Genomic DNA, 12,400 nt, shown 5'->3' on the forward strand with positions numbered 1-12,400 from the left:
TCTAGCGTTCGCCAGTCTGATTGTGGCATGCCATGATCGCAGTGTCAGCGACTTGGCGCGCCATCGGCAACACCCGCGCTTCTGCGTGGCGGAGAGGTTCGGCAATGACGACGATCCGAGTGCGCTCGCTCGGTTCCGTGCGGTTACTATCGCCCGGCCTGGTTTTCGCGCTGCTGCTTGTGGGAGTGCCAGCGCCGCTCGCAAATGCCGACGCCGTCGACACCAATTTCCTGGCTGCGCTGAAGTCGAAGGGAATCAACTTCGTGTCCGCGCAATCCGCGATCATCGCCGGTCATGAGGTGTGCGACGAACTCGACCTCGGTAGGCAGAAGACCGACGTGGCATCCGACGTGATGAAGAACAGCGATCTAGACGACTACCATGCCGGGTTTTTCGTCGGTGTCAGTGTTGCCGCGTTCTGCCCCAGGCATTCCGGATAGACCGTGCCGTCAACTCCTGCGCTGCCTGGGCGTCGCTCAACCCGCCGACGGCGGTCGGGGCATCACCGTTCCCTTGATCTCCAAACCGTATTCGAGGTCTTCGTACTTCTGCTGCTTGCGTTTGCGCCAGCCACTGCCCGCCGAAATCGGCGGCGGCAAAATCGGCGGCATCGACAACCCGGACTCACCCGCCGCAAGCGGCGATGCCGCTGACATCAGTTGCACCGGCGTCTGCGACGCGGGCAACAAGCCCACGACAGCGGGCGGCGCAGTCAGCTTGCCCATCGACACTCCAACACCTATCGCCGCCGTGGGCTCCGTTGAGAGTCCGGCGGCGCCGAATGCCCCCGGCCCTCTCAATGGGCCCAGAGCAGCCTCACCCTCCGAAAGGCCCTGGCCGATCTGGCTGCCCACTGTCTGCAGCGCCTGAGCCGACGTGTTCTGCGCCAGATAGCTGAGCAGGTTGATGGGAAATCCGGACGAGACGAATTGGTTGGCATAGGTGTTCGCCAATCCAAACCAGCCGCTTTGCGGATCGAAGCTCGCCAGCGACGCCACCGTCGACGCCGCCGCAGAACCGGAAGCGGTGGGCGCCATGCTGGCTTGGGCGGCCAGCCCGCTGGGATTGCTCACCGAGGGGGGCGAGGCAAACCCAGGCAGCGCGGTGGCGTGTGCCGAGGTCGCCTGATAACGACTCATTGCCGCCGAGTTGTTCACCCACATGTCCTGGTATTGGTCTTCGGTCTCGGCAATCGCCGGGAGGTTGCGCCCGAAGCCGTTGGTGGCCAGCAGCTGTGCCAGCCGCATGCGGTTGGCGGCAACCTGCGCGACCGAAACCATGGCCACGCGGGCGGAATCGAACGCCGCAGCCGCGGTTTGGGTCGAAGAGGCTATCCGCTGACATTGCTGCGCGGTGGTGCGCAGCCAGGTCAGGTAGGGTTCGACGGCCTGGGCCATCGCCGTCGCGGACGGACCGTGCCAGGTCCCAGTCAGCGACGACACTGCGGCGGCATAGCTTTCGGCGGACTCTTCCAGTTTGGCTCCGAGCTGCCGCCACGCCGTGGCAGCCTCGACCAGAGAGTGCGCACCGGGCCCCGAGTGGATCAGCGCGGAGGTGATCTCGGGGGGCAAAGTGATGAACTGCATGGCGACAAACACTGACTTCCGTGGGAAAACTCCTGGAACATTGCGTTGACCACGGTGAAAAATGCCCCGGAACATTAGGCATCGGCGCCGACATGCCTCAGATCAAGAGACGGCGTCGACCGCGGCCGACAATCGTGCGTTGAACGCCTCTGGAATCGGGATATACCCGTTGTCCGCCAGGCCGTTTTGGCCGTCGTGAATGGTGCTCTGCAGGAACGCCCTTACTGCCGTACCCACCTGCGGATCGAGATATTTCGAGCACACAATCTCATACGTCGCCAGCACGATCGGGTAAGCGCCGGGCTGGTTTGGCCGATAAAACGAGATCGTGTCGAGGGCAAGGTCGTTGCCCTTTTTCGTGAACCAGGCAGCTGAGATCGTCTTCCCCACCGACTCCGGCCCGATCGCTACCGGGTCCGGGCCGGCCGACGTGACGATCTTGGCCATGGTCAAGTGCCGCGCCTGGGCGAACGACCACTCGACGTAGGTGATCGAGCCTTCGGTGCTGTCGACGGCCGCGGCGACGCCGTCGCTGCCGCTGGCGCCCTCGCCAACCCCGCCGTTGAACTTCTTTCCGGCACCGTTGCCCCAGGTGCCGTTGGAAGCGGTATCGAGATATCTCTGAAAGTTGTCCGTGGTCCCCGATTCGTCGCCGCGGAACACGACATGGATCGGCTCGGCGGGCAAGGCGACACCCAAGTTCAACACCTGGATCGCGGCATCGTTCCACGTGGCAATCTGACCGTTGAAGATTTGCGCCAAGGTCGGGCCGTCGAGGTTCAACGACGTCACGCCGGCGACGTTGTAGGCGATGGCGATCGGGCCGAACACCATCGGCAGGTTCCACACCGGCGAGCCGCACCGCTGCTCGGCTCTGCTGTACTCGTCTTTGCTCAAAGGTGAGTCGGAGCCAGCGAAATCTGTTTGTTTACCGATGAATTCGCTGATACCAGCACCGGAACCGTTGGCCGTGTAATCCAATGAGTGACCCGGGCAGGCCTGTTCGTATGCCTTGACAAAGCGGGTCATTGCGTTTTCCTGGGCTGTGGATCCGCTGGCCTTCAGGGTCGTCTTGCCCCCGCAGGTCACCTTCGCCGAGGAGGTGCCGCTCGTCGCGCCGTGTCCGGCGGTGTTGTCGTGGCCGCCGCACGCCGACAACATCACCGCGCCGGTGGCCAGAAGACGGGAGGCAGAACCAAATCGATTGATTGTCAATTCGTTCCTTCCTCACGGCCACCAGGCATAGTAGTGATGTCTGGCCATTGCCGGACATCGCCGGACTGACCTTTTCAACCACAGTTTGCGACCTGTTCACGGCGCCGGCAGGCCGCTGGGGGTGCAGGATGCCGCGCGGGCGCACCACCCTAACCCGGCTGTTGGACGCTAAGTCAGTGATCGGCCGCTGCAGAACCGGCGGCGCTGCCCGCTGAACGGATCGTCGAATTCCAGCGAATAGGCCAGCAACTGCAGCGGCCGCGTGAAATCGTCGGCGGCAACGTCGATAACGCTGGGGTACAACGGGTCTCCGTGAATCGGCAGTCCAAGAGACGCCATGTGCACCCGCAGCTGGTGGGTGCGCCCGGTCCGCGGCGTCAACCGATACAGCCCATCGGCGGAAACCAGCTCCACCAGTGTCTCGGCGTTGGGCTCGCCGGGCTCCTCGACGGCTTGTAAACGACCGCGAAGCTTGATGATTCGGCTGCACACCACCTGCGGCAGAACCAGGTCCCGCTTGACCGCGGCCCGCGCGAGGTAGGTCTTGCGGACCAGCCCACGCGCGAACAGGGTCTGGTAGGCGCCGCGCACTGCGCGACGGGTGGTGAACAGCAGCACCCCGGCGGTCAGCCGGTCCAGCCGGTGTGCGGGACTCAGCTCGGGCAACCCGAGTTCGCATCGCAGCCGCACCAGCGCGGTCTGGGTGACGTGACGCCCCCGCGGCATGGTGGCCAGGAAAGGCGGCTTGTCGACCACCACGATGTCCTCGTCGCGGTAGAGCACGGGGATGTCGAACGGCACCGGCACCTCGTCGGGCAGGTCGCGATGCAGGTACACATGGGCACCCGCCGGTAGCACCGTCGTCTCGTCCACGGGTGCGCCGTCGGCGTCGACGACCTTGCGCACCCGCGGGCCGAACCGGGCTGCCAGCTCGGCCAGCACCGGCCCACCGCGCACCCGCACCCGTGCCGGGCCCAGACCGTTTCCAGTAGGAAGCGTTGTGTGCAAAGTCAATTCAGCGGCACCGGTTCGAGGATTTCGGCCCGCGCCTCAGGAGCACTGGCGCGCAAAGCATCCGCCGACACGTCGTCGGGCTGGGCCTGCGACAGGATCTCGGCCTCCACCCGCGCCCTGTAGGTGTCAACCTCGCGGTCGATGTCTCGTTGGGTCCATCCCAGAATCGGCGCGACGACCTCGGCGACTTCGCGGGCACAGTCCACGCCGCGGTGCGGGTATTCGATGGAGATCCGCATCCGGCGGGCCAAGATGTCCTCCAGGTGCAGCGCACCCTCGGCGGCGGCAGCATAGGCGGCTTCCACCTTGAGGTAGACCGGCGCGGTGGTGATCGGGTCCAGCAGCTCGCGGCGGTCTTCGGCCAGCGCCAGCACCTCGCTGATCAGCGACCCGTACCGGTCGAGCAGATGGCGCACCCGGTAGGGATGCAGCCCGTGCACGTCGCCGACATGTTCGGCCTGGTTGATCAACGCAAAATAGCCGTCGGCGCCCAGCAGCCGCACCTTCTCAGTGATCGACGGCGCCACCCGTGCCGGAATGTATTGTGCCGCAGTGTCTATCGCGTCGATCGCCATGACGCGGTAGGTGGTGTATTTGCCGCCGGCAATCGAGACCAGACCCGGAGTGGGGACCGCGACCGCATGCTCCCGCGACAGTTTGGACGTCTCGTCGCTCTCCCCGGCCAGCAGCGGCCGCAGCCCTGCGTAGACACCGTCGATGTCGTCGTGGGTCAACGGGGTGGCAAGCACGGTGTTCACGGTGCTGAGGATGTAGTCGATGTCGGCCTTGGTCGCCGCCGGATGCGCCAGGTCAAGGTTCCACTCGGTGTCGGTAGTCCCGATAATCCAGTGGCTGCCCCACGGAATGACGAACATCACCGACTTCTCGGTGCGCAGGATGATCGCGACGTCGCTGACGATCCGGTCACGCGGCACCACGATGTGCACGCCCTTGGAGGCGCGTATCTGAAACCGGCCGCGCTGCTTGGATAGCGCCTGGATCTCGTCCGTCCAAACCCCCGTCGCGTTGACCACGACGTGGCCGCGGACGTCGCTCACCGCGCCGTCCTCGGAGTCACGCACCCGCACACCGGTCACCCGATCGCCCTCGCGCAGCAAGGCGATCACCTGGGTCGAGGACCGCACCACGGCGCCGTAGTGGGCGGCGGTGCGCGCCACCGTGAGGGTGTGTCGGGCGTCGTCGACCACCGTGTCGTAGTAGCGGATACCCCCGATCAGCGAGCTGCGCTTGAGGCCCGGGCACAGTCGCAGTGCGCCAGCACGGGTTAAATGCTTTTGCGGCGGAACCGATTTCGCCCCGCCCAGCTGGTCGTAAAGCAGCATGCCCAACGCCACGTACGGACGCTCCCACCACCGCTTGGTCAGCGGATACAAAAACGGCAGCGGCTTGACAAGGTGGGGGGCCAGGGTGGTCAGGGACAGCTCGCGCTCGTAGAGCGCCTCACGCACCAAACCGAATTCGAGTTGCTCGAGGTAGCGCAGCCCCCCGTGAAACATCTTCGACGAGCGACTCGAGGTGCCGGAGGCGAAGTCACGCGCCTCGACCATCGCCACCCTGAGCCCGCGGGTGGCGGCGTCCAGCGCGCAACCCGAGCCGACCACACCGCCGCCGATGACCACCACGTCGAATTGCTCGGCACCAAGTCGCTCCCACGCCGATGCGCGCTGCTGTGGGCTCAGGGCCGAAGCCGGCCAGCCGCGCCAGCTTGCCGGTGCACTCACGGAACACGACTCCTCGGTTACTCGTCAGTAGGACGCTGGGTCCCAAGGCTACCTGACGTTACTCCAGATCGTCGTGAGCCATCAGCCGTCGGGCGGCCTCGGTGACCGAACCCGACAGCGACGGATAAACCGCCAGCGTCTGCGCTAACTCGTCAACCGTGATGCGGTTGGTCACCGCCACGGCGATCGGCAGGATCAACTCCGACGCGATCGGCGCCACCACCACCCCGCCTATCACCACGCCGGTGGAGCGCCGGCAGAACACCTTGACGAACCCGTGCCGCAGCCCGGACATCTTGGCCCGCGCGTTGGTGTTGAGCGGCAGCATGATGGTCCGCGCCGACACCCGGCCGTCGTCGATCAACGACTGCGGAACACCGACGGCCGCGATCTCGGGCCGGGTGAACACCGTCGCCGCGACGGTGCGCAGCCGGATCGGGCTGACGGCCTCGCCGAGCGCGTGATACATCGCGATCCGGCCCTGCATCGCGGCCACCGACGCCAGCAACAGCAGGCCGGTGCAGTCACCCGCGGCGTAGATTCCGGGAACCGACGTCCGCGACACGCGGTCGACGGTCAGGTAGTTGCCGCGTCCAAGCTCGATGCCCACCCGCTCCAGGCCCAGGCCGCTGGTGTTGGGCACCGAGCCGATGGTCATCAGGGCGTGGCTGCCCTCGACGGTGCGGCCATCGGTCATGGTGACCAGCACCCCGCCATCGGTGCGGGTAACCGATTGGGCGCGTGCGTTTTTCACCAGCCTAACCCCGCGTTCGGCGAACGACTCCTCCAGTACCAGCGCGGCGTCGGCATCCTCGTAGGGCAGCACGCGGTCGCGGCTGGCCACCACGGTGACGGTGACCCCCAGCTCGGTGTAGGCGTTGACGAACTCGGCCCCGGTGACACCGGAGCCCACCACGATCAGGTGGTCGGGCAGCGAGTCGAGGTCGTAGAGCTGCCGCCAGGTCAGGATCCGCTCGCCGTCCGGGCGTGCGGACGGCATGATCCGCGGGCTGGCGCCGGTGGCGATCAGCACCACGTCGGCGTCACGCTCGCTGGTGGTGCCGTCAGGCGCAGTCACCTTGATGCAGTGACGCGCCAGGCCGGGAGTAGCGTCCACCAGTTCGCCGCGGCCCGCGATCACCTCCACCCCCATGTCCAGCAGTTGCTGGGTGATGTCGGCGGACTGCGCGGCGGCCAACATCTTGACCCGCTGGTGGATCTCGGGCAGGGAGATCTTGGCATCGTCGATGTCGATGTCGAAGCCGAGCTGTGGGGCGCGCCGCAGTTCGGTGCGCAACCCGGTGGAGGCGATGAACGTCTTCGATGGCACGCAGTCGGCCAGCACCGCTGCCCCGCCGATGCCGTCGGAGTCGACGACGGTGACCTGGGCGTCGCGCGCCGCGGCGACCAGTGCCGCTTCGTAACCGGCCGGACCTCCCCCGAGGATCACAATGCGGGTCGCCACGGGTTCAACCTAGCCAAGATGTCGGATGGCCGCCCGACGAGCGACCGCCGTTTAAGCTTTTCCCCGTGCCGCTCTACGCCGCCTACGGGTCGAACATGGACCCCGAGCAGATGGCAAAGCGTGCACCCCACTCTCCGATGGCCGGCACCGGTTGGCTGCACGGTTGGCGGCTGACGTTCGGCGGCGAGGACATCGGTTGGGAAGGGGCGCTGGCCACAATCGTGGAGGACCCGGACTCCAAGGTGTTCGTCGTGCTCTACGACGTGACACCGGCCGACGAGCAGAACCTCGATCGGTGGGAAGGCTCTGAACTCGGTATCCACAAGAAGATCCGCTGCCGCGTGGAACGGTTATCCTCGGACACCACAACCGATCCCGTCCTGGCGTGGCTGTATGTGCTCGACGCCTGGGAGGGCGGATTGCCGTCGGCGCATTACCTGGGCGTGATGGCCGACGCCGCCGAAATCGCCGGTGCGCCACCGGAATACGTGCATGACTTGCGCACCCGTCCGTCGCGCAGCATCGGTCCGGGCGCGTAGGCCGCCTATCGGCGAGCGGGCGCGTCTAGAAGCCGCCCCGGACGGCCGCAGTCTAGAAGGCTGCGGCCTGCTCGACGATGTTGACCATCACCCGCAGCCCGATGGGCAGGGCCCGCTCGTCGAGATCGAACGTCGGCTGATGCAGGTCGCGCTGCGGTCCGCGGCCAGACCACACGCCGAGCCGGGCCATCGCGCCCGGCACTTCCTCCAGATACCAGGAGAAATCTTCGCCGCCGCCGGACTGGCGGGTGTCGGCCAGCACATCGGCGCCGAGCGCTTCGATCGCGTGAGTGAGAATGCGCGTGGAAACCTCCTCGTTAACCACCGGCGGCACCCCGCGGTGGTACTGCAGCGTGTGGTCGACGCCCAGCGGCGACAGCAGCGCCGACACCGCCTGGCGGATGATGCCCTCCAGGCTTTGCCAGGTTTCCCTGCTCGCGGTGCGGACGGTGCCGGCCAGCACACCGGTCTGCGGGATCGCATTGGCGGCCACCCCGGCGTTGACCGCACCCCACACCAAGACGGTGCTCTTGCGCGGGTCGATGCGCCGCGACAACACCCCCGGCAGCCCGGTGATCAGCGTGCCCAGCCCGTACACCAGGTCGGCGGTCAGGTGTGGCCGCGACGTGTGCCCTCCGGGCGAGTACAGGGTGATTTCCATCGAGTCGGCGGCCGACGTGATCGGGCCCGGTTTCACCGCCACTTTGCCGACCGCCAGCCGGGGATCGCAGTGCAACGCGAAAATCCGCGAAACCCCGCTCAGCACTCCGGCCGCGATGGCGTCGATCGCCCCGCCGGGCATCAGCTCTTCGGCGGGCTGGAAGATCAGGCGCACCCCGACGGGCAGTTCGGGCGCCGACGCCAACGCCAGCGCGGTGCCGAGCAGGATCGCGGTGTGCGCGTCATGGCCACAGGCGTGCGCGACGTTGGGCATGGTCGAGGAGTAGGGGGCGCCGGTGCGCTCGGCCATCGGCAGCGCGTCCATGTCGGCGCGCAACGCGATCCTCGGCTCGTGCTCAGGGCCGAAGTCGCAGGTCAAACCGGTCCCGCCGGGCAGCACCTTGGGGTTGAGGCCGGCGTCGGCCAACCGCTCGGCCACGAACTGCGTGGTCGCGTACTCTTGGCGGCCCAGCTCCGGGTAGCGGTGGATATGACGCCGCCATTCGATGAGGTCGTCGTGGTGGGCCGCTAGCCAGGATTGAGCGGAGTCGGCGAGACTCATGACGCCGCCCGCTGATCACGCGCCGCCAACACCTGCTCGCGTTGCTCCGGCGTCTCGGCAAGACGAACCACGGTGCGCGCCAACATAATTGCGCCTTCGACGACGGCACGGTCGGCGCTGGGACTGACCGCAGCGGCGGCGAATGCGGGCTGGTGCACGGTGGCGCCGCCGGCGTCGATTCCGACTATCGGGTGAATGCCGGGCAGCACCTGGGTCACGTTGCCCATGTCGGTGCTGCCCATCGGCAGCTTCGCCTCCAGATCGGCCGCGATAGGTTCGCGTCCAAGCCGACGCATCTCCTGCCGGCAGACCTCTGCCAGCCACGGGTCCGGCTTCAGCTCCGCGTAGGCCGGTGCGGCGTCGTCGATTTCGTATTCGCAACCGGTCGCCAGTGCGCCCGCGGCAAAGCAGGAGAGCACCCTGCCCCGCAGCTGGTTAAGCGACTCGGAGTCCACTGCCCGCATCGCATACCGCAGGCTTGCCCGCGCAGGGATGACGTTGACGGCCTGTCCACCGTCGGTGACGATGCCGTGCACCAGCTGTCCAGGCGCCAGCTGCTGGCGCAACAGGCCGATGGCCACCTGCGCGACGGTCACCGCGTCGGCGGCGTTCACGCCTTGGTGGGGTGCGACAGCGGCATGCGATTCCCGGCCGCGGTATTGCACGTTGACCTCCGACAATGCCAGCGAGCGGGTCGCGGCGATGTCCGTCGGTCCCGGATGCAGCATCACCGCCGCCGCGACGTCGTCGAACGTGCCCGCCCGCAGCATCAAGGCCTTCCCGCCGCCGGTCTCCTCAGCCGGGGTGCCCAGCAGCGCGACCGTCAGGCCCAGCTCGTCGGCCACCTCGGCCAGCGCCAGCGCGGTGCCCACGGCGGATGCGGCGATGATGTTGTGACCGCAGGCGTGCCCGATCCCCGGCAACGCGTCGTATTCCGCGCACACCCCGACGACCAGCGGTCCCCGGCCGAAGTCGGCACGAAACGCAGTATCCAAACCCGCCACGCCCGCTGTGATCTGGAAGCCGCGTTCAGCGACCAATCTCTGCGCCTTGGCGCAGCTTCGGTGTTCGGCGAAGGCCAGCTCCGGCTCGGCGTGGATCGCGTGGGAAAGTTCGACGATCTCGGTGCTGCACCGCCACACCGCATCTTCGACGGCATCCAATGCGGTGGTGGTGGACATGGTGGCAGTCTAAGCTCGGCCGCTGTGACCGATGGTCGGCCCGACCCCGAGGCATTGGCGAAGCGGGCGGCGCAGGCCATCGCCGAGCGCACCGGCGTCGCCGCGCACGACGTGGCGGTCGTGCTGGGGTCCGGGTGGGCACCGGCCGTGGCGGCGCTGGGCCCGGCGACCGCGGTGTTGCCCATGGCGGAACTGCCCGGCTTCAGCCCGCCGACCGCGGTCGGGCACACCGGTCAGCTGTTGTCGGTGCGCATCGGCGAGCACCGGGTGCTGGTGCTGGCCGGTCGCATCCATCCCTACGAGGGGCATGACCTGCTGCACGTGGTGCACCCGGTGCGAGCCGCATGCGCGGCCGGTGCCCACACGATCGTGCTCACCAACGCCGCGGGCGGTCTGCGCGACGACCTCGAGGTCGGCCAACCGGTACTGATCAGCGACCATCTCAACCTCACCGCGCGTTCTCCGCTGGTCGGGCCGCAGTTCGTCGACCTGGTCGACGCCTACGCGCCGCGGCTGCGGGAGTTGGCCCGCCAGGTCGACCCGACGCTGACCGAAGGGGTATACGCCGGCCTGCCGGGACCGCACTACGAAACGCCGGCCGAGATCCGGATGCTGCGCATCCTGGGTGCCGACCTGGTGGGGATGTCCACGGTGCACGAGACGATCGCGGCCCGGGCCGCGGGCGCGCAGGTGCTGGGAGTGTCGCTGGTGACGAACTTGGCCGCCGGTGTGACGGGGGCCCCGCTAAGCCACGCCGAGGTCGTCGAGACCGGGGCCGCGGCGGCGACGCGGATGGGTTCGCTGCTGGCCGGGGTGGTGGCCCGGCTGTAAGGCTGGCGGGTGTGACGCCCGAGGAGTGGATCGCGCACGACCCCGACCCGGCGACCGCCGCCGAACTCGCCGGCTGTGAGCCCGGTGAGCTTGCCGCGCGGTTCGCCCGACCGCTCAGGTTCGGTACCGCGGGACTGCGCGGGCCGGTGCGCGGCGGGCCGGACGCGATGAACCTGGCCGTGGTATTGCGTGCGACCTGGGCGGTGGCGCAGGTGCTCAAGGACCGAGGGCGCGGCGGCTCGACGGTGATCGTCGGCCGCGACGCGCGCCACGGATCGGCCATGTTCGCTGTCGCAACCGCAGAAGTGTTTGCCGCCGAAGGGTTTTCCGTGTTGCTTTTTGCCGGCCCAATACCCACACCGGTGCTGGCTTTCGCAGTGCGCCGGGCCGGTGCCGCGGCCGGGATCCAGATCACCGCGTCACACAATCCGCCGAGCGACAACGGCTACAAGGTGTACCTCGACGACGGCATCCAGATCGTCTCGCCCGTTGACCGCGCAATCGAAACCGCGATGGCCACCGCGCCGTTTGCCGACCAAATCGCCAGAGCCCCCGTCGAATCCACCCACACCAGTCTGGTCGACCGCTACATCGAGCGCACCGCCGGCCTGCGGTGCTCGTCGGGGTCGGTGCGGGTGGCGCTGACACCGTTACACGGGGTCGGTGGCGCGGTGGCGGTCGAAACGCTGCACCGCGCCGGCTTCGGCGAAGTCCACACCGTCGGCGCGCAGTTCGCGCCCGACCCCGACTTCCCCACCGTCGCGTTCCCCAATCCCGAGGAGCCGGGTGCCACCGACGCCCTGCTGCGCCTGGCCCACGACTTCGACGCCGATATCGCGGTTGCGCTGGACCCCGACGCGGATCGTTGCGCGGTGGGCATACCCACGCCAGAGGGCTGGCGGATGCTTACCGGAGACGAAACCGGTTGGCTGTTAGGCGATTACATCTTGTCTCACACCGACTCCCCGACGACGGCCGTGGTGGCCAGCACGGTGGTGTCGTCGCGGATGCTGGCCGCGGTCGCCGCGCGCCACGGCGCGCGCCACGTCGAAACCCTGACCGGGTTCAAATGGCTGGCGCGCGCCGACGCCGGTCTGCCCGGCTGCAGGCTGGTCTACGCCTACGAGGAGGCGATCGGCCATTGTGTGGACCCCGACGCGGTGCGCGACAAGGACGGCATCAGCGCGGCGGTGGTGGCCTGTGATTTGGTGGCGGCGCTCAATGCGCAGGGCCGCTCGGTGCTCGACATGCTCGACGAGCTCGCCCGACGCCACGGTGTCCACGTGGGTGCCGCGGTGTCAAGCCCGGTGGCCGGCCCCGGCGAGGCGGCGGCAATCATGCGGCGGCTGCGGCGAGAGCCACCCGGCCAGCTGGCTGGATTTGCCGTCTGCACAACGGATTTACAGCCCCGCACCGACGCGCTGGTGTTTTTTGGCAGCGACGCCCACATGTGGGCCCGGGTGGTGGTGCGACCGTCGGGCACCGAACCCAAGCTGAAGTTCTACCTCGAAGCCGGCTGCCCGCCGAACGAGGATCTTCGGCATGCTCGTGAGCGGGCAACCGCGCTGCGCGACCGGCTCGTCGCGGAGGTGCGGCGCTGGTAGC

11 protein-coding genes are annotated in these 12,400 nt (G+C 67.9%); 4 read left to right on the forward strand and 7 right to left on the reverse strand.

Annotated elements, in window-relative coordinates; all coding sequences use genetic code 11:
- Nucleotides 1-104: 104 nt before the first annotated feature.
- On the forward strand, nucleotides 105-440 hold the full coding sequence (locus MYXE_RS18140) for a DUF732 domain-containing protein (protein ID WP_003919159.1): 336 nt from the start codon (nucleotides 105-107) through the stop codon (nucleotides 438-440).
- A gap of 36 nt (nucleotides 441-476) precedes the next feature.
- Here the strand turns inward: MYXE_RS18140 and MYXE_RS18145 are convergent, their stop codons facing one another.
- The 5 genes from MYXE_RS18145 to MYXE_RS18165 all read right to left on the reverse strand — a co-directional run bounded on the left by MYXE_RS18145 (nucleotide 477) and on the right by MYXE_RS18165 (nucleotide 7,022).
- The gene (locus MYXE_RS18145) at nucleotides 477-1,586 is read right to left on the reverse strand and encodes a PPE family protein (RefSeq protein ID WP_085196347.1); all 1,110 of its coding nucleotides are present in this window, start codon (nucleotides 1,584-1,586) and stop codon (nucleotides 477-479) included.
- 102 nt (nucleotides 1,587-1,688) lie between these two features.
- Nucleotides 1,689-2,801: a phosphate ABC transporter substrate-binding protein PstS gene (pstS, locus tag MYXE_RS18150; RefSeq protein WP_085196349.1), complete on the reverse strand. Its 1,113-nt coding sequence runs from the start codon at nucleotides 2,799-2,801 to the stop codon at nucleotides 1,689-1,691.
- Nucleotides 2,802-2,969: 168 nt separating this feature from the next.
- Nucleotides 2,970-3,815 carry a pseudouridine synthase gene (locus tag MYXE_RS18155; protein ID WP_112650269.1) on the reverse strand — a complete coding sequence of 282 codons (846 nt, stop codon included), beginning with the start codon at nucleotides 3,813-3,815 and terminating at the stop codon, nucleotides 2,970-2,972.
- Nucleotides 3,812-5,557 carry a glycerol-3-phosphate dehydrogenase/oxidase gene (locus MYXE_RS18160; RefSeq protein ID WP_112650270.1) on the reverse strand — a complete coding sequence of 582 codons (1,746 nt, stop codon included), beginning with the start codon at nucleotides 5,555-5,557 and terminating at the stop codon, nucleotides 3,812-3,814. Before MYXE_RS18160 ends, MYXE_RS18155 begins: the two co-directional genes overlap by 4 nt.
- A gap of 58 nt (nucleotides 5,558-5,615) precedes the next feature.
- Entirely contained in the window at nucleotides 5,616-7,022 is a 1,407-nt protein-coding gene (locus MYXE_RS18165) for an NAD(P)H-quinone dehydrogenase (protein ID WP_085196355.1), read from the reverse strand.
- 65 nt (nucleotides 7,023-7,087) lie between these two features.
- Between MYXE_RS18165 and MYXE_RS18170 the strand changes: the two genes are divergently transcribed.
- On the forward strand, nucleotides 7,088-7,561 hold the full coding sequence (locus MYXE_RS18170) for a gamma-glutamylcyclotransferase (RefSeq protein ID WP_003919165.1): 474 nt from the start codon (nucleotides 7,088-7,090) through the stop codon (nucleotides 7,559-7,561).
- Nucleotides 7,562-7,613: 52 nt separating this feature from the next.
- Here MYXE_RS18170 and MYXE_RS18175 read toward each other — a convergent pair whose 3' ends face one another.
- Both MYXE_RS18175 and MYXE_RS18180 read right to left on the reverse strand, forming a co-directional pair.
- The gene (locus tag MYXE_RS18175) at nucleotides 7,614-8,783 is read right to left on the reverse strand and encodes a M20 family metallopeptidase (RefSeq protein WP_003919166.1); all 1,170 of its coding nucleotides are present in this window, start codon (nucleotides 8,781-8,783) and stop codon (nucleotides 7,614-7,616) included.
- Nucleotides 8,780-9,964, reverse strand: coding sequence for a M20 family metallopeptidase (locus tag MYXE_RS18180; RefSeq protein ID WP_085196357.1), 1,185 nt, complete (start codon nucleotides 9,962-9,964; stop codon nucleotides 8,780-8,782). Before MYXE_RS18180 ends, MYXE_RS18175 begins: the two co-directional genes overlap by 4 nt.
- Before the next feature lie 24 nt (nucleotides 9,965-9,988).
- On the opposite strand from MYXE_RS18180, the gene MYXE_RS18185 reads away from it, so the two are divergent.
- On the forward strand, nucleotides 9,989-10,795 hold the full coding sequence (locus MYXE_RS18185; protein WP_003919168.1) for a purine-nucleoside phosphorylase: 807 nt from the start codon (nucleotides 9,989-9,991) through the stop codon (nucleotides 10,793-10,795).
- An 11-nt stretch (nucleotides 10,796-10,806) separates the two neighbouring features.
- Nucleotides 10,807-12,399, forward strand: coding sequence for a phospho-sugar mutase (locus MYXE_RS18190; RefSeq protein WP_085197201.1), 1,593 nt, complete (start codon nucleotides 10,807-10,809; stop codon nucleotides 12,397-12,399).
- Nucleotide 12,400 lies beyond the last annotated feature (1 nt).

This window comes from Mycobacterium xenopi, assembly GCF_009936235.1.
Taxonomy (GTDB): Bacteria; Actinomycetota; Actinomycetes; order Mycobacteriales; family Mycobacteriaceae; genus Mycobacterium; species Mycobacterium xenopi.

Coding starts and splice junctions, on each gene's coding strand:
- MYXE_RS18140 (WP_003919159.1), top strand. CDS start 105: ATGACGACGATCCGAGTGCGCTCGCTCGGTTCCGTGCGGTTACTATCG.
- MYXE_RS18145 (WP_085196347.1), bottom strand. CDS start 1,586: ATGCAGTTCATCACTTTGCCCCCCGAGATCACCTCCGCGCTGATCCAC.
- MYXE_RS18175 (WP_003919166.1), bottom strand. CDS start 8,783: ATGAGTCTCGCCGACTCCGCTCAATCCTGGCTAGCGGCCCACCACGAC.
- MYXE_RS18180 (WP_085196357.1), bottom strand. CDS start 9,964: ATGTCCACCACCACCGCATTGGATGCCGTCGAAGATGCGGTGTGGCGG.